Source organism: Dubosiella newyorkensis (assembly GCF_001945605.1).
Taxonomy (GTDB): domain Bacteria; phylum Bacillota_I; class Bacilli_A; order Erysipelotrichales; family Erysipelotrichaceae; genus Dubosiella; species Dubosiella newyorkensis.
In genome coordinates, this window is the sequence record NZ_MPKA01000056.1 from 24013 (window position 1) to 42038 (window position 18026).

General features: G+C 42.5%; 16 protein-coding genes and 1 tRNA gene. 3 read left to right on the forward strand and 14 right to left on the reverse strand.

What is annotated here, in order from left to right:
• Nucleotides 1-72 precede the first annotated feature (72 nt).
• Nucleotides 73-2190, forward strand: coding sequence for a Tex family protein (locus BO225_RS04110; RefSeq protein ID WP_076341041.1), 2118 nt, complete (start codon nucleotides 73-75; stop codon nucleotides 2188-2190).
• Nucleotides 2187-3098: an AEC family transporter gene (locus BO225_RS04115; RefSeq protein WP_076341005.1), complete on the forward strand. Its 912-nt coding sequence runs from the start codon at nucleotides 2187-2189 to the stop codon at nucleotides 3096-3098. The genes BO225_RS04110 and BO225_RS04115 overlap by 4 nt, the downstream gene beginning before the upstream one ends.
• Nucleotides 3099-3116: 18 nt before the next feature.
• On the opposite strand, the gene BO225_RS04120 is transcribed toward BO225_RS04115, so the two are convergent.
• From BO225_RS04120 to BO225_RS04145, 6 genes are all read right to left on the reverse strand, one after another.
• A complete protein-coding gene (locus BO225_RS04120; protein ID WP_076341006.1) occupies nucleotides 3117-5396 on the reverse strand; it encodes a DNA topoisomerase in 2280 nt (759 codons plus the stop codon).
• 115 nt (nucleotides 5397-5511) lie between these two features.
• On the reverse strand, nucleotides 5512-5874 hold the full coding sequence (gene rplT / locus BO225_RS04125; protein ID WP_076341007.1) for a 50S ribosomal protein L20: 363 nt from the start codon (nucleotides 5872-5874) through the stop codon (nucleotides 5512-5514).
• A 20-nt stretch (nucleotides 5875-5894) separates the two neighbouring features.
• The gene (rpmI, locus tag BO225_RS04130; protein WP_076341008.1) at nucleotides 5895-6086 is read right to left on the reverse strand and encodes a 50S ribosomal protein L35; all 192 of its coding nucleotides are present in this window, start codon (nucleotides 6084-6086) and stop codon (nucleotides 5895-5897) included.
• Nucleotides 6087-6107: 21 nt separating this feature from the next.
• Entirely contained in the window at nucleotides 6108-6647 is a 540-nt protein-coding gene (gene infC, locus BO225_RS04135; protein ID WP_076341009.1) for a translation initiation factor IF-3, read from the reverse strand.
• 229 nt (nucleotides 6648-6876) lie between these two features.
• Nucleotides 6877-6952, reverse strand: a tRNA-Lys gene (locus BO225_RS04140).
• 74 nt (nucleotides 6953-7026) lie between these two features.
• Nucleotides 7027-8154: a CHAP domain-containing protein gene (locus tag BO225_RS04145; RefSeq protein WP_083632078.1), complete on the reverse strand. Its 1128-nt coding sequence runs from the start codon at nucleotides 8152-8154 to the stop codon at nucleotides 7027-7029.
• 545 nt (nucleotides 8155-8699) lie between these two features.
• On the opposite strand from BO225_RS04145, the gene BO225_RS04150 reads away from it, so the two are divergent.
• Nucleotides 8700-9650 (forward strand): alpha/beta hydrolase, encoded by a 951-nt coding sequence (locus BO225_RS04150; RefSeq protein ID WP_076341011.1) that lies wholly within the window; start codon nucleotides 8700-8702, stop codon nucleotides 9648-9650.
• On the opposite strand, the gene BO225_RS04155 is transcribed toward BO225_RS04150, so the two are convergent.
• The 8 genes from BO225_RS04155 to BO225_RS04190 form a co-directional block, all read right to left on the reverse strand.
• Nucleotides 9647-10399 (reverse strand): HD domain-containing protein, encoded by a 753-nt coding sequence (locus tag BO225_RS04155; RefSeq protein WP_076341012.1) that lies wholly within the window; start codon nucleotides 10397-10399, stop codon nucleotides 9647-9649. The genes BO225_RS04150 and BO225_RS04155 overlap by 4 nt on opposite strands.
• Nucleotides 10389-11831 (reverse strand): glycoside hydrolase family 32 protein, encoded by a 1443-nt coding sequence (locus BO225_RS04160; protein WP_198936097.1) that lies wholly within the window; start codon nucleotides 11829-11831, stop codon nucleotides 10389-10391. The genes BO225_RS04155 and BO225_RS04160 overlap by 11 nt, the downstream gene beginning before the upstream one ends.
• A gap of 6 nt (nucleotides 11832-11837) precedes the next feature.
• Nucleotides 11838-12323: a dihydrofolate reductase gene (locus tag BO225_RS04165; protein WP_076341013.1), complete on the reverse strand. Its 486-nt coding sequence runs from the start codon at nucleotides 12321-12323 to the stop codon at nucleotides 11838-11840.
• Nucleotides 12324-12332: 9 nt separating this feature from the next.
• Entirely contained in the window at nucleotides 12333-13205 is an 873-nt protein-coding gene (thyA, locus tag BO225_RS04170) for a thymidylate synthase (RefSeq protein ID WP_076341014.1), read from the reverse strand.
• A complete protein-coding gene (locus tag BO225_RS04175) occupies nucleotides 13189-14049 on the reverse strand; it encodes a Cof-type HAD-IIB family hydrolase (RefSeq protein WP_076341015.1) in 861 nt (286 codons plus the stop codon). The genes thyA and BO225_RS04175 overlap by 17 nt, the downstream gene beginning before the upstream one ends.
• A gap of 19 nt (nucleotides 14050-14068) precedes the next feature.
• Nucleotides 14069-15448, reverse strand: a complete 1380-nt coding sequence (locus BO225_RS04180) for an aminopeptidase (RefSeq protein WP_076341016.1) — start codon at nucleotides 15446-15448, stop codon at nucleotides 14069-14071.
• Nucleotides 15445-16212, reverse strand: a complete 768-nt coding sequence (gene murI / locus BO225_RS04185; RefSeq protein ID WP_076341017.1) for a glutamate racemase — start codon at nucleotides 16210-16212, stop codon at nucleotides 15445-15447. The genes BO225_RS04180 and murI overlap by 4 nt, the downstream gene beginning before the upstream one ends.
• A 286-nt stretch (nucleotides 16213-16498) precedes the next feature.
• Nucleotides 16499-17968, reverse strand: coding sequence for a glycoside hydrolase family 1 protein (locus tag BO225_RS04190; protein ID WP_076341018.1), 1470 nt, complete (start codon nucleotides 17966-17968; stop codon nucleotides 16499-16501).
• Nucleotides 17969-18026: the final 58 nt, after the last annotated feature.

Below are 18026 nucleotides of genomic sequence, written 5' to 3' on the forward strand. Positions count from 1 at the left end.
CATTCTCCGGATCTTGGTGGCTGATTTATGATCAGCCTTTTCTTTTGGCATAATGAAAGAAAGAGAGAACCTATGCAAGAAATTTTAAAAATACTTACAAACGATCTAGGTCTTCCATCCAAAAACATTCAAGCCGTGCTCGATCTTCTTCAAGAAGGAGCAACGATTCCCTTTATCGCCCGGTATCGAAAAGAAAAAACAGGCAATATGAATGAAGATCAAATCAAAGAGATCGAGTCTCAATTCTCATATCAAAATAATCTCATGCAACGAAAAGAAGACGTGATCCGATTGATCGAAGAAAAAGGCCTGCTCAACGAAGAGCTTAGATCGAAGATCCTGAACGCAAGAAAACTCGTCGAAGTGGAAGATCTTTATCGTCCCTATAAAGAAAAGAAGAAAACAAAAGCTTCCGAAGCGATCGCGAAAGGATTGTTGCCTCTTGCTGAAGCGATCCTTTCTCAAAAACAAACATCTTTAAAAGATCTGGTTTTTGCTTATTCAAAACTGCCAGCAGAAGAAGCGTTGGAAGGTGCCGGCTACATCATCGCGGAAAAAATCAGCGAAGACGCCGATCTTAGAGCTTGGATCCGAGATCAGATCTTAAAATATGGCTCGATCGCCTCTAAGATCAAAAAAGACGCCGAAGATCCAAAGCATACCTATGAGATCTACTACGATTTTTCTTGCCGTCTTAAGCGGCTAAAACACTTCCAAACGCTCGCCTTGAATCGAGGAGAAAAAGAAAAGATCTTGAATGTGCACCTTGAATATGATCTTGATTCGATCCAACGCTATGCCAGCCAACGCTGGATCCGTTCTTCTTCCACTGCCCAACCGTTTTTGCAGGACGCGATCAAAGATGCGCTCAAACGATTGATCTTGCGAAGCATCCAGCGCGAGATCCGCTCTATGCTTTCAGAAGAAGCGGATGATAAAGCGATCCAAACGTTCTCGATCAACTTGGAACATCTGCTGTTGACCCGTCCTTTCAAAAAAGCAAGAGTGCTCGGATTTGATCCCGCTTTTCGTACTGGGTGCAAGCTTGCGGTGCTCGATGAGAATGGAAATGTCTTGGCGATCGATGTGATCTATCCAACCGCGCCGCATAACGATTTTGAAGGCTCAAAAAAGAAGATCGTCTCTTTATTGAAAAAATATAATGTTGACTTGATCGCCATTGGCAATGGGACTGCCTCAAGAGAATCAGAACGCTTCGTTTCAACGGTATTGAAGGAATTCCCTTCGGTCAAATATGTGATCGTCTCTGAAGCGGGCGCCAGCGTATATTCCGCCTCGAAGCTTGCGCAAGAAGAATTTCCCGATCTGAGTGTCGAAAAGCGTAGCGCCATCTCGATTGGAAGAAGGATCCAAGATCCTTTGAGCGAGCTTGTCAAGATCGAGCCTAAATCGATTGGTGTGGGCGAGTACCAGCACGATGTGAATCAAAAAAAGCTTCAAGAGATGCTAGACTTTACGACCCAAAAGATCGTCAATCAAGTGGGGGTTCCGATCAATACCGCCTCGAAAAGCATTCTTTCTTATGTTTCTGGATTGAACAAGCGCGCCATCAACGCCTTGTACGCATATAAAGAGAAGACGCCAATTACATCTAGAAAACAGATCCGAGAGATCCGAGGGATCAGCGATACCACCTATGAACAGTGTGTTGGCTTTTTGCGGATCCCAGAAAGCGAGAATATATTGGACCGTACAGGAATCCATCCGGAAAGCTACGCTCTTACCCAAGAGCTATTGGACCGCTTAGGTCTTGATTTAAAAGACCGCCAAGAACGGCACTTTTTAAGAAAGCTAGCGATCGCCAATATCGATCAGCTAGCCCTCGACCTAAAAAGCGATCCGTATACGATCCAAGATATCATCAAGGAACTCAGCCACCCTGGACGGGATGTTCGAGAGACATTGGAAGCTCCTCTCCTTAAGTCGGGAATCCTAGAGCTTAAAGATCTTACGATCGGTATGAAGCTCGAAGGAACTGTCCGCAACGTTGTCAGCTTTGGCGCTTTTGTCGATATTGGCCTCCATGAGGATGGCTTAGTCCATATATCAAAACTGGCTGATCGTTTCGTATCGGATCCCAATGAGATCGTCCATGTCGGTGATATCGTCAGTTGTACAGTGATCGGGATCGATCCAATAAAAGAAAGGGTGCAGCTGTCGCTTCTATGATTTCAGTGATTGAAAAAACAAGCACCTATCTTCTTTTTATCATGTTTGGATATGCATTTAAATATTTTAATATCTTAGATAAAGACGATGCCAACAAGCTAGGCAAAATCATCGTTTTGGTGACTTTACCAGCCGCGCTGATCAAGAACGCGGATTCGATCGTGATCCAAAAAGAAACGCTCCTTCTTGCTTCTCTTGGGATCGTGACGAATATGTTCGGACTTCTCACAGGTTTTTTCTTGAATCATCGCGAACGGAGCGCTAAAACAGCGGCCATCATGCTTTCGACTGCTTCCTATAATATTGGTAATTTCGTATTGCCTTTTGTTGAAATGTTTTTTGGGGGTGTGGGCGTTGGTTATTTGTGTATGTTTGATTGCGGAAACGCTTTAATGGGTCTTGGACTAAATTTAGTGGCCGCTCAATCAGTATCGATGAAAACGATGCGAGTTTCATTGCGATCTATCCTAAAGACTTTGTTAAAGAGCGCTCCTTTTGTCACTTATGTGCTCTTGTTCGTTTTCGCTTTTTTGAACCTTTCTGTTCCCTCATATATCATGGATATAGCGAATGTGGCTGGTGGAGCGAACTCGTTTTTGTCGATGTTCATGATCGGCCTTCTGATTCGTTTGGATCTGCCGAAAGAAAAGCTGAAGGCCATCTATAAAACCGTATGGGCCCGTACACTGCTGAATACTGCTTTGATCGTTTTGATCTTGTTTTTTATGCCGATCCCTGCAACAGCTCGGATCGTCACAGCGCTATGTATCGCAAGTCCTGTTGGTTCGATCTCGCCGATTTATGCGTTGCAATGTGGGTATAAAGGCGATCTTGTTGGAATGGCTAGCTCCCTTTCTATCTTCGTTTCTATTGTCCAGATCCTTGCGATCCTTATTATTTTTGCTTAAAAACAACGAAAAGCCTGCCTAAGCAGACTTTTCTTTTTTTTCTTGTTTTTTAGTTTTTGTGGCTCGTGGTTTCTTTTCGAATTCGAGGATCTTGAAGCCAAAAAAGAAATGGCCTAAAAACACTTGATCTTGAAGACGGCCTTTTGCTTTGAACGGTTTTCCTTTTTTAGAAATGAATTCACACTCGATCTCTTCGCCATTCAAAAGGCGTTCCACTTCTTCATCGCTGAAACGATGTTGCGAGAATACGCGTTTGAATTTGACGTTCTTTCCATTCCAGACACCGGTCGCATATTCCGTGTCATCTACGATCGGGGTTCCATCTAAATTGAAATATTGTTCTGGCTTGAAGCCATAAAACTTCCGTTTTTTATACGTTTGCGCTTCGAGCTTTCCTCGGGCCTTGACTTCTTTGCCCGCTTTGTTCGTGAATTGGATCTCGATCTCTTCGCCATTCTTGAGCGCTTCGATCTGTTCAGGCGTAAAGCTCGTTCCAGAGAATTCTTTTTTGAATTCGACTTCTTTTCCATCGATCACCGCTTTTTCATAATCATCTGGATTTCGTTCGTATGTTTTATGGACGATCTTTTTCCCATTTTTATTCATTTGATCGAGGTCTTCCAAAACAAGCTGCTCCATTTGGTCTAAAAACGCGTTTGGATCGGATTTCCCTTGACCGACTTCATGCATTTGTTTGACGAGCTGTTCGGTCATTTTTAAATCGCCAATATTGGTTCCAGCTAAAAGCTGATACGACATTTGACCATAATCGCTCATCGATAATTTCCCGCGATTCTCAACGAGAAGCGGAAAGCGCGTATTCGCGTTGGTCACGTCCGCATAAATGCTTGTACGAGTAGCACCTGTACCTACTTCCCGTTTCGCGAGCTGCTTCATGAGCCATTTCATCGTTGGAGCCACCGGTTTTGGAGGGAAGCCTTCATAAGTGAATGGCGCTGCTTCCTTTCCAAGCTTTTTCGTATTTTCGTCTTGTTCTTCGGCATCCGAATCATACACAGCTTTCCAGCCTTTTTTCTTCGGGATGTTCGCTATCGCTTTATAGTTCGGATACTTTTCGAGATGTCCTTTTTGCTGCTCGTATTCATAGTCTTCGGCGAGCATCGCTAAAAAGTTCTTCGCAAGCAGCTTATAGATCTTCTCGGCGCCTGGTCCATATTTTCGCAAACTCTCTAAGGAAGCAGGTACATTCGGGCCTGGTCGATTGGCCCCATGGGCTCCTTTCGGTTTAACGTGGCTCGCTCTTGATTTTCGATAGGTCAAGAGTTCTTTTTTTACGCCAACTAGGTCCGCGATCGCATCCGCTAAAGGAAGGAGTTCTTGGAATTGCTCTGGGGTAATATTCTTATCTTCCGTTCTTGGATAAGAAACGATTTGATCTTCATACATCTTTTGGTAGGTCGATAAGACAGTTCTCGCTTTCAAGCCTTGAGAAGAGAGCTGTGCTGAAAGGCCAGCTAAGTCGAGCAGCTGAGGGGGTTTTGTCTTTTTCATCGTCGTCGAATCAACGATGACAGCGCTATTTTCCAAATCGATATCAACTTCTTCAGGTGTCTTGAATTTCTCGGCTTTTGAATTAGAGAATACATTTCCGTTTTCGTCTTTGAAGCGAAGTTCATAAAAGGGTTCTTTTTTGTAGCTTTCCACTTTCTTCAGCTGGTCGCCGACCATTTTGACCATCGCGGATTTGAGCCTGCCTTGCCTAAGAACGGACTTTCCGTCACCATTGGCTGTGGCAATCCTAGTGAACTGCATGGATAAATAGTCCCATTTTGAGCGGAAATCTGCTTTGACATAATCTAAGTCGGTTTCTTTATTTTCAAGCGGTTTACGCTCTTTAAACGCCTTTTGGATCGAAGATTTGCTTTCGTCGACAAAATACATTCTCGAAATTTTTTTTGGCTTGAGATTCAAGCCATCGATGATTTCCCACGCGAGAAGCTCTCCTTCTCCAGAAGGGTCATCGTCGGTCGCAATGATCAATTCTTCACAATCACTTAGATCCTTTTTTATTTGTTTGAGGATGTCAGACGCTTCTTTCGTTTGTTTCTTCTTCCATTCGAAATCTTCGCGTTTCCAAGGAAGATGCTCTGTCTTCCAGGATCTATATTTCTTTTTCAGATCGTCTTGGACTTGTTCATATGGATCATAAAGTTCATAGAGATGTCCGCGGGCATGAGTGATCCTATAGTGTTCTCCGTTATATGTTCCTTCTTTTCCACCAAGCGCTTTGGCGAAGTTGTTCGCTGCGCTTGCTTTCTCTGTTAAAATTCCAATCATACCGTTAGTCTATCAGAAAAATAAAAACAAGCAAAAGAAAAACTTTTCTACTTGATGAAAAATCGCATAAAACAAAAAAAAACACCGCTCAATTACGGTGTTTGATTGGTTTCGATTACGCGTTTGCGATCGCGTTTTTTGCTTCTTCGCAAATTTTTGCGAACGATTCAGCATCGTGGATCGCCATTTCAGAAAGCATCTTTCTGTTGATTTCCACGTTCGCAAGCTTTAATCCATGCATAAGACGCGAATAAGAAAGATCATGCATATGCGCAGCTGCGTTGATACGAGTGATCCAGATCTTGCGCATATTTCCTTTCAATTTGCGACGGTCATTGTACGCATACTTGAATGAATGCATGACTTGCTCATTGGCAGTTTTATAAAGAGTATGTTTCGAACCAAAATACCCTTTTGCTAGCTTTAATATCTTTTTTCTTCTTCTGCGGCTTACAGTACCACCTTTAACTCTTGCCATTGTGTGTTCCTCCCTTTATATTACTTCAACATTTCCTTGATACGTTTGTAGTCAGTGCTGCTCAGCAATCCTGGTTTCGCCAAATGACGACGTTGTTTCTTCGTTTTACCGTGGAAACGATGAGACGTGTAAGCATGGGATCTCTTAACTTTTCCCGATCCTGTGATCTTAACGCGCTTAGCTAATCCTCTATGACTTTTTTGTTTAGGCATACTTAATTCCTCCTACCCTTCTTATTTCTTTTTTGGCGCCAACACCGTGGACATGGTGTTTCCTTCAAGCGATGGTCTTTTTTCGATCGCTGCGATGTCTTTCACTTCATCCAAGAATTGATTCATGATTTGTTTTCCAACTTCTTGGCGAGTCATCATGCGTCCGCGGAATCTCATATCAATCTTTACTTTCATGCCCGACTCGATCCATTTTTTCGTTTGACGAACTTTCGTTTCAAAATCATGCGTATCGATGATCGGCGATAAACGTAGAGCTTTGATTTCAACGGTATGTTGTTTACGTTTCGCTTCCTTCGCTTTTTTCTGCTGTTCAAAATGGTAACGGCCATAATCTAAGATCTTACATACAGCCGGACGAGCCTTAGGAGCTACACACAATAAATCGAGATTTTGACGATACGCGATGTCCAATGCTTCTCTCTTTGATAAAACTCCTAACTGTTTTCCATCCGAATCAATGACAAGAAGTTCTCTAAACGGGATTTTTTCGTTAAAAAGATCATCATTGACATTGTTTGGGGCAACTTTTCTGTTATTGATATACGATACCTACCTTTCATAAAAAGAAAATGGGTACACAAAGGCACCCATTGATTTACGTTCAAATCGAAAACGAATTGGCCATTGACCCATATATCTATCATATATCGGGTGAGAAGGGGTGCTTCTATCTTTCCATTTCTTTACTTTACGACTATACCACAATCCCAAAGAGGATGCAATAGGAAAACAAAAAAAAGAACCATGCCTGGTTCTTCGATTTCAAAAATGGTGGACCCTTAGGGATTCGAACCCTAGACCCACTGATTAAGAGTCAGTTGCTCTGCCAACTGAGCTAAGGGTCCTTGATTTGCTTAGAAATAATAACATAGATAAGGATCAGAAACAAGATAAAAAGAGCGAAAAATTCGCTCTTTCTCTATTTTTCCATTTTTTCCGTGCGATGGGCCATAGCCCGGCTCATTTTTTTCTTTCTGGTGACTCTTTTCATTTCGACGGGTTTTGCTTTTACCGGCTCGTCCTTTGAAGATGTTTCTTCAAGATCGCAAACTCCTTTTTTCGGGATCGCGAACACGATATCCGGATAAGCGTTTTTATAATCTTCCCAGCGCACTTTATGGACCCAAATATTTCCGCCTTTTCCATTGAACATGACGTTTCCTTCGGAGATCCATAAATATTCTCCATCAAAGGCTTCCACGAAGCCTACATGTCCATATTGTGGCATGAGCGTATTCCGTTCCATACTGAATGTCGCGCCAGCCGCTGGCGTGCTGCTTAATTCAAACTTGTCCGAATGGGCTCGCACGATCTCGATCGCATTCGTCTTTCCATTTCCACGCGCGCCACTATCAAAACCATACACTTGATGGAAGCGTGCCCAAGCGAACCACGTGCATTGACCGACCATGAACGGATTCCCATTGCCTAAAAAATCATTGAGATTGCTCGTCATAAAATCGTCGAGCTTCATCGCCTTCTTCAAATTTCCGGCATACCCTTTCGCAAGCAGATCGGTAGGATGATACCATGTATTCTTTTCATACGAGATCGTAGGCTTCGTCTCTTGCGGTTTGTTGACATCTACTTTCTCAGAAGGCAAAACACTCGTTTGTTTATTCGAATCCACGACCGGCTTCATTTCCTCTGGCTTGATCGTTTCCTCCGGTTTGACCGTTTCTTCCGGTTTGATCGTTTCTTCCGGCTTTATTTCTTCTTCTGGCCTATCTGGCTTTTCCTCGCCCTCTTCTTGTCCTGGCTCTTCTTCAGGCGTTTCTGGCTTTTCAGGCGTGGATGGCGTTTCTGGGGATATAGGAACGCTTGGCTCCTGAACATCTCCTTTCGTTGAAGGAGGCGTCGTTGTTTCTGTGCTTGTTGTCGTGTCTGCTCCTAGATCGCCTGTTTCTTTTTTCATATCTTCTTCCACGATTGGCGTTGGATCTTCCATTTCCGTGTTGGCGGCCACCGCTAAGCTTGGGACAAGATTTAAAGAAATCCCGCAGGACAGCGCGACATGGAGCATTCGGTTACCTTTCTTTATTTTCATATCTCTTAACTTTCTTTCTAATATTAAACTTTTTTAAATTATAAACCGAAATTACTAATTTTCCAAATAATTAATTCTATAGAATAACCTCTTTTCTAAGAGCAATTGTTGCAATGTACAACAAATTTTCTTATGAAAAATTCATGGAAGATCCTTGTAAATCCCATTTTTCTTACAATGAAAAGAAAACGATACACTTTCCACAAATCTACATAATTTTTCTTTAATTGTCTACTCTATGTAAACATATATCACTTTGTATACGATTTATGTACAAGTGTTGTATACAAAAAGAAAATTAAAAAAATGAATAAAAAGCCTTGATTTCTAAAAAAAGACCATATATATTGAAGATGTAAAAAGTCAATGGAGGAAATCAAGATGAACAATAACAGCAATTCTTCTTATGTATTTGTTCTCGCTGGAAAGCCACCAATTCGCTAATTGCAAGAATAGAATACATAATACACCAGGACCGCAGCCATGGAGCTGCGTTTTTTTTGTATCTAAATTGAAATAAAAGATCAACATTCTACAATAAGAGTATGAAGAAAAAAACAAAAACGATCCTTTCTGCATCCTTTCTCGTTTCGCTTGCAATCCTCAGCGAGAAAGCCTATCGCTATGTCTTTGATCGAAACGCAAAACCATTTGAAGTCAAAAACAAAAAACAAGCCCCTATGCCTAATGTAGACAAGATCGAAAAACTAAAAATCGAAGCTGAAAAGAAAGTCCAACAAGATTGTTTCGAAACTTTCCATCGCATCAATCCCAATGGCGATCGATTATACGCCACTTTCTTTCCAAGCAAGGATCCCAGCCAAAAATTTATTCTTTGCTCCCATGGCTATAAGACGACAGGCATACATGAATTTGCACCTTTTCTTCCCTTTTATATCCAGCAAGATCTAAATGTCCTTATCGTCGATCATCAAGCCCATGGCCACAGCGAGGGAAAAACGATCACCTTCGGGATCCTTGAAAGCAGGGACCTTCTCGATTGGGTCTATTGGCTGATCGAACATTTCGGCAAAGACATTGAGATCGCTATCCATGGAATCTCTATGGGAGCCGCTAGCGCGTTGGCTCTATGCGATCAAGTTCCTAGCCAAGTCCGCTTTATCGTGGAAGACTGCGGCTATACCAATGCCTTCCAACAGCTTCAAGATACGATCCAGCTCGCCAAGCTTCCTAAGCTCACCGCCCTTTTTCTCGCAAAAGATTTCACACTTCATACAGGATGCTCGCTCAAGAAATTTGATCCTCTCAGTCATGTTAAACACTCAAAAGTTCCTTTATTGATTGTTCATGGTAAAGAAGATCCCCTTGTTCCTTTTCCTATGGCTCAAGAAATTTCCAACGCTTGTCCTCGTGAACAAGCAACATTGTTTGTAGATCAAGCAGGCCATGCCCAATCATATTTTTTAGCGAAGGAAACTTATCAAGAAATGTTCAAACGTTTCATTGAGAAATATATGCAAAAAGCACGGAACTAACTGTTCCGTGCTATATAGTTTTCGATCTCGCTCAAAATAGAATCGACCTGCTTTTGCGCGCGCCGAAACCGGATCCGATCAAAAGGAAGCCGATAGTAGCCTTGCTTTTTCATGATCCGCATTGTGATCGGATAGTTGACATCAAAGAAAAATCCAAGAAAGGTCATCCAAATATCCAAGCCTGTTTTTCGTTTCGTTTTATCGATGCATTGATGGTTATGGATCATCGCCTCGATTTCTTCAGAAACCACATCATTTTGAATGCTTTCATAGCTTGTTGACGTCGTGCTTTCGATCGGTTCGAACGCGAAAACACGCAAAATATCGCATTTATCCGCGTCACGAATCATCTTCGCATATTGGATCGTCTTTTCATCCATAGGAACCAATTCATATTTATTATGAAATTGAATCGCCATCAAGATCTGCTGTTGTTCCTTTCCAGAAAACCGATCTAAAAAATCCGATCGTTCTAGGATCTCTTTTCCTAGATCAGCATGATCAACGCTTAGATGATCCACAAATGTATTGTATCTTTTGAATTGTTCAAAACGTCCAATATCATGAAACAAGGCAATCGTTTCCGCGACTTCCATTTCTCGATCTGAAAGATTTAGAAAACGCCCAATTTGTTGCATGATCTTTACGACATGCATCGTATGAATGACCTTTAGCCGATTTTGATCCTGCTCTAAATCAAATCCTTGCACATACGCATTAAAGCAAGCGCGCTCTTTTTCAATCGCCATCGCTCACTTCGATCTTATTGAGCGCATAATAAACGATCGTTCCTCTCGCTTCTGTCTCTAACGAAAGCTTCCAGCCCTCTTTTGGATAAGCTCTAGAAGAAAAAACAGTGTATCCATCGTTCACAAAGATCTCGATCGAAGAGGCATCTATAAAAATTTGAAGATCCTCGATTGCATCTAACTCAATACCGCGCATATCTCGACCGTAGCCACTCTCCTTCATCGATAAGGAAAGAATGCTTCCATCAAAAGAAAGCTGGATATCTTCGTTCAAATGAAGCACGAAAGGCTTTGAATGATCAAAATGAATATCCAATTCAAATTGCTTCGTTTCTGGCGCATACGAGAAATTCTCAAAAGAAAACTCTTTCTTTTCGTTTCGCAACGCTTCTAGCTCCTTCAATGGTGTTTGATAGAGCCGCCCCTCTTTGGCGCGTAATTGCCGAGGGATTGTAAAGGCATGCTGCCATTCATATTTTAGAGTGGGCTCATTCGTATAAGGGGCATCGCCCATCCCCATCCATCCAAACTGGATCCGCCTTCCTTGTTCATCCAAAAAGCTTTGAGGGGCATAATAATCAAAGCCGCGATCTAGCTCGATAAACGGACCAAATTGATATTCCATTGTATCAAAATCGAGTTCCAGCTTACAATATCCCGTTTGGTAAACATTTCGATACTCTAAGCCTTGGGCTTCTAGTCCTTGAGGAGAAAAGACGAGAAACAACTCTCCATCCAATTCAAACAAGTCAGGACATTCCCACATATATCCAAAATCAGGAATCGAAAGTCGGTCGAACAAAGACCAATGACGCAGATCCTTCGAAGAATAGATCAATAGAAGTCCATGCGAATCTTGATCTCGAGCGCCTAACACCATATAATACGTATCTTTTCTTTTCAAGATCTTTGGATCTCGTACGTGGGTCGACATATCTTGCGGATAATCCGAATTCTTTAAGAGCCACTCCTTTTCGGTATGATGGAAGCCATCTTGGCTCGTCACCAATATTGTATTCTGCTCTCTTCCATTGTTGCAGTAGTCATAATCATCGCGATCAAAAAGCTTTACATTTCCAGTGTAGAAGAAATAAATCGTTCCATCTTCCACAAATGCGGATCCACTATAGACGCCTCTTTCATCCGCTCTCGTATCCGCGAACAAGAACGGTTCATGCTCTTGGAAACGAATAAAATCCTTCGTCGTATAATGGCCCCATAGCTTCGTTCCGCCTTTCGGTTCAAAAGGAGAATATTGATAATAAATATGATACGTTCCATCGATCTGACATAAACCGTTCGGATCGTTCAGCCAGCCCATTGGCGGTTGAATATGATACGCCAAACGATACGGATCGTTCTTGACGAGCTCCCTTTTTTCTTTCTCATCTTTCATGCGCTTTTCATACATTTCTCGATTCATCATGACCATACTTTATCACCCTTTCTTTTTAGTATATAAGACGTGCTTTGTCTTATAACCTTCGTCGATTTGTTCGCTTAAAGCTTTACTTTCATAATCATTTGGATCGAATTTTGGAAAATACACTTCCGCTTCTTCGCAGGAAGCTTCGACTTCTGTCAGAATCAATTGATCGGCATAGGGAAGCATTTGACGATAGATCTCGCCTCCACCAATCACAAAGATCGTATCTTCTCTCTTTTGATACGCTTCTAAAAAAGCGGAAATCGAAGAAAATGTTTCTACAGATGGATCATCGAAAAGACGAGACGTTAAAACGATATGATGACGGCCTGGCAGCTTGCCTGGCAAAGATTCAAATGTTTTTCGTCCCATGACGATCGGATGCCCTTTTGTCGTCTCTTTAAAAAAACGCAAGTCTTTCGGGAGGTGCCAGATCATATGATTCTCTTTGCCAAGCTCACGATTCTTTCCGATTGCCGCAATCTCAACCAATTTCATATTTGCCCTCTATTGCGTTAATGGAAAAGCGATCTTTCCCATATGAGAATAATTTTCCAGCTTAAAATCTTTACATTCTAAGCTCGAATCAAACGCGTAAAAATCTTTGATATCCGGATTGAGCCATAAAATGGGCGCCGGAAGCGATCCGTTCTCATCGTATCTCTTGATTTGTTCGCGGATCCCATCGACTTGATTGACATAAATATGAGCATCCTTGATCGACCAGTCAATCGTGCCCGCTTGATAGCCGCACACTTGAGCGATCATTTTCAATAAAAGAGCATATTGAGTCACGTTAAAAGGAAGTCCTAAAGGAACATCGCAGCTTCTTTGATGGACAAGCAAGTTTAATGTTCCATTGGTCACATCCCATTCGGTGCTCCATACACAGCTTGGAAGCACCGCATTATCGAGTTCCGCATCTTGCCATAACGAAACAACACGCCTACGATCCTCCGGATCGTTTTTCAAGGAATCCAAAAGACGATCGATCAATTTATATTTTTTTACGATATATCCATAAGCCGTACCAATCGTGTGAGCGTATTTTGGATCAAAATGCTTGAGCACCTCACCCGTTTCTTCACTGATCCAATCTCCGTTTTCATCGATTTCCCATTTATCCCAAATATGAACATTGCGATCTTGCAGCCAACGAACATCGTTGGACTGTTGCTGATAGATCCACAACATTTCCAAAGCCGCTTGGCGAATGAATAGCTGCTTTGTCGTCAAAATAGGAAATTCCTTTGAAACATCGATTTGAAAATGATAGGAAGGCAGCTTGATCGAATTGATCCCGGTTCGATTTTCTACCTCGACTCCTTGAGCAAGGATATCTTTGCACAGCTGAATATACGTATCATCCCACTTTGACATTCGCGTCCTTCTCCAATCGATCTGGATTGTTTTTTAATATTTCATCCGTCACAAAATGGGCCAAAGCGTCTTCATCGTTCGTATACGAAGAAACGACATCCGCCACCGCTTTCACATCCTCGGTCGCGTTTTTCATCGCGACACCGTATCCAACATCCTCTAGCATCTCTTTATCGTTTGGTGCATCGCCAAACGCGACGACATGCACTGGATCGATTCCATAATGTTCGCAAATTTTTTGGATCCCAAACCCTTTATTGATCATCGGATCCGTATATTCGTATAAATTATCAGCGGTCGCGTAGCTTGTGAATCGATCAGAAGAGAATGTGGCGGCCCGCGCCTTGACTTGGTCCATATAAGAAGGATCGATAAATAAGATCAATTTATTGACCTTTCTTCCTTTCAAGAATGTTTCCAAGTCGGTCAAGATCTCATTTTCGCAAAACAATTTGGCATGCGCTCTTGTCTCTTCGGTCGACTTGTTGACATAACGATCGTTTCCCACCATCACTTGGAAGATCACATCCATATCTTTGTAGTGTTCCATGATTTCTAGGATCGTCTCTCCATCCATCAAATGGTATTGTTCTTTTTCTTTCGTTCGCATGTCGTAGATCACTCCGCCATTCATCCCGATCAAAAAGGAAATATCGTCTTCAAGTCCCCAATCCTTTACGAGAATGATCCCCGATTCGACAGGTCTTCCCGATGCGATCCCGAATAAGATTCCGTGATTTTTTAACTGTTTGAGAGCTTCACGCGTTTCTGGCGTCACTTTCTTTTGACTATTCAACAGCGTCCCATCAAGATCGCTTGCTACTAATGTTACTGTTTCACTCATCGCTTCTCTATTCTTCTTTCTATTTATTGTGTTTCAAAAAAGCACTGTAGCCTTTTTTGGCTTCGTAAACATCCGCTTTGCTTGCCAATTCAAAAGGAGAATGCATGCTTTGGAGCGGAACACCTGAATCGATCACTTCCATACCGTAGTTGGCTAAGATGTAGGCGATCGTTCCCCCGCCGCCTTGATCGACTTTTCCTAATTCGCTTGTTTGCCATATCACATCGTTTTCATCAAAGATCTTTCTTAGCTTGGCAATATATTCAGGATTGGCGTCATTGCTTCCTCCTTTGCCTCTTGAACCGGTATATTTCGCAAAACACAACCCGTGTCCAAATTGAGCCATATTTTCATGCGGACTCGAAACAGAAGCATAATTTGGATCGTGAGCGGCTACGACATCGTTGCTGAGAGCTTCTGAATTTTGAAGAGCTCTTCGCACCTTGAGATCGGATGCTTGCCCCATCGCTTCAAAGATCTCCGCGATAAAGTTTTCAAAGAATCGTCCATGCATTCCTGTAGCGCCTACACTGCCGATCTCTTCTTTATCGACCAACAGTAAAGCGGCCGTGCGTTGTAGATTTTCTTGTTCAAGCATAGCCATCAAAGCGGTATAGGCGCATACGCGATCGTCTTGTCCATAGCCTAGGACCATGCTTCGATCCAGACCGCACGTTCTCGCTTTCCCTTGCGGCACGATCTCGAGCTCTGCGGATACGAAGTCTTCTTCATCAATGCCATAGCTGTCTTTTAAAATGCGTAACACATTCTTTTTTACCGCTTCTTTTTCTTGATCATCTTCTGGGATCGAGCCGACGATCAGATCGAGAGAATCCCCCTCTACGAATTTTGAAGCGCTTTTCTCCATTTGATCCGAGGCAAGATGCGGCAAAAGATCGGTGATCACGAACACAGGGTCTGAATCATGTTCTCCAATTTCTACGTCGATACTCGTTCCATCTTTTAAAACGACCACTCCATACATCGCAAGAGGCAGCGTAAGCCATTGATACTTTTTGATCCCTCCATAATAATGGGTATCGAAGTAGGCAAGTCCATCTTGTTCGTAGAGCGGATGCTGTTTTAGATCCAATCGAGGAGAATCAATATGCGCACCTAATATATTCATTCCTCGTTCAAGATCCTCTTCTCCTAGATGAACAAGGACGATGGATTTTCCCATCATGTTAAAATACACTTTATCTTGCGGCTTGAGAGATTCTTTGTTGTAGATGATCTCATTCATATTTCGATAGCCTAGACCTTCGGCTAATTCAATGATTTGATCGACACATCGGCGTTCCGTCTTTCCTTTCGATATAAAACGGATATACATGTCGTTAAAATCCATAACATCCTGTTTTTGTTGTGGTAAATATGTTTTCCAAGCGTTACTCATTGTGATTCCTCCATTCTTTGGTAAAGCTGTTTGGACTGTTCGATCTTTTCTGGCATCGTGTTCCGCCATTCGATCGAACCTCCCTCACAATTCAATAAACCCTTTTCTTCGAGAAGATATCGGACGTGGTGAGCCGTTCCTTCGTTTCCGTCTAAAATGCTGATCGTATCTGGCAGCTTCTTTTTAAGATGCTCTTTATAAAAAACAAAATGCGTGCAGCCAAGGACGATCGAATCTGCTTGATGGGAGCGCGCTAGAGAATCCTCGAGCGCTTGATCGACAGCTTCTTCATCCGACAATCGATCTTCTTCCACTAGACGAACAAGCTGCGGAGAAGGCACCTTATAGATCGTATGAGAATCTTTGAATCGATCCATCAAGTCTGCAAATTTCTTTTCTTTCAGCGTGAAGTCCGTCGCCCAGACCGCGATCGACTGCTTTGGATCTTGATCGGCAGCCACCTTGAGGGCTGGCTCCATACCCACAATATCGATCGGGTATTTTTTTCGTAATGTATTGACACAAGCGCTCGTTGCCGTATTGCATGCGATCACGATCATCTTTACGTTTGCTTCCATGAGCTCATCACAGATCGCAAGACATAAAGAAAGCAGCTCTTCTTCGCTCTTTATGCCATAAGGATTGTGGATCGAATCCCCAATATAGAGCAGATCTTCATGAGGAAGCTGCTTATGTATTTCCGCAAGGACACTGATCCCGCCTAATCCTGAATCGAACACACCGATCGGACTCGTTTTATCCATCTTCCAACCTCCATTTGTTTCTATTCTACACTAAAAAAAGAGCAAAAACGAAAAAAGGACTGAATTGGATCACTTCAGCCCTCTTTAAAACAAAGATCCTACAGCTAGAGATCCTTTGGGAGAGGATCGAACGTGCACTATGACTACCTAGGGATTAGCATAGTCTAGTTGCAGGAAAAAGCGTTAGTCCTTTTTAAGCACTTTCAGTATACTTTAAAACCGATGAACGTGTCCCTTTTTTGGAATACATAGTCGTTTAAACGGTAAAATTGACTCTGGTAAATATTTAGTCCAGATCTTCTCCGTTGGAAGCGATCACTTTCTTATACCAATCGAAGGAGTCTTTCTTGCTTCTCGAGAAATCACCTGTACCATCATCGTGACGATCCACATAAATGAATCCATATCGTTTCGCGTATTGACCTGTTCCTGCCGATACAAGATCGATCGGGCCCCATGTCGTATAGCCAATCAAAGGTACACCATCTTCGATCGCTTCCCTCATCGCTTCAATGTGAGGACGGAAGTAGTTGATCCGGTATTCGTCGTGGATCGATCCATCTTCTTCAACGACATCAAAAGCACCAAATCCGTTTTCTACGACCATCAAAGGTGTATGCGGATAGCGTCCATGAAGAACATTCAACGTATAGCGAAGTCCATCTGGATCGATCTGCCAACCCCAGTCGCTCGCCTTCAAATATGGATTTTTTGCGCCCATCGACATATTGCCGCCGATCTTTTCCGCTTTTTCATCCACAGTCACGCAATTGGTCATATAGTAGGAGAAGGTATACATATCGACCGTACCTTCTTTCAAGATCTTTTTATCTTCTTCGGTAATGAAGGATGTGTCGATTCCATTTTCCTTAAAATAACGCCACATGAACGAAGGATATTCGCCGCGAACTTGAACATCTCCGCAGAAATTATTGTGGAGATCATCCACGTTCATGCAAGCCAATACATCTTTTGGATTTGGAGTGAGCGGATAGGTCGTTTCATGCGCGATCATATTTCCGATCATAAAATCAGGATTGATCTCATGACCAAGCTTTACCGCTAGCGCGCTCGCCACAAACTCATTATGCAAGCCCTCGAACGTTCTTTGTAAATTGTATTTAAGTTCAGTGAGCGGGATGTGATGATCCGATTGAATATCTTCTTCTTCCATGATCCCTAGACCATATAAAGGCCCGATCCCGCCTGCATGCATGCAAGGAATATTGATTTCATTGAATGTCAGCCAATATTTTACTTTATCCTTGTAGCGTTCAAAGCACGTTCTCGCGTATTTGACGAATAGATCGATCACTTCTCGATTCGAAAAGCCTCCATATTTCGTCACGATATTCCAAGGAATCTCATAATGACAAAGCGTTACGAGAGGTTCGATACCATGCTTTTCGCATTCGTCAAACACGGCGTCATAAAAAGCCAATCCCTCTTCATTTGGTTCTTCGTCATCGCCATTTGGATAAATCCTTCCCCAGTTGATCGAAAGGCGGAATACGGTAAATCCCATTTCCGCGAACAAGGCGATATCCTCCTTATAACGATGATAGAAATCGATCGCTTCATGGCTAGGATAAAAAGCGATTTCATCCGTTTTTGGCAAGAATGTTCTTGGTGTATTGACATCGCCTCCCAAAAGCATGTCCGGAACACTCAAGCCTTTTCCATCCTCTAAATAAGCCCCTTCACATTGGTTGGCCGCGACGGCTCCACCCCACAAAAAATTTTTTGGAAATCCCATAATCGAATCCTCCTTTTGTATTCGCTTACATTATACCTTTAGAATTCGATTTAAAAAA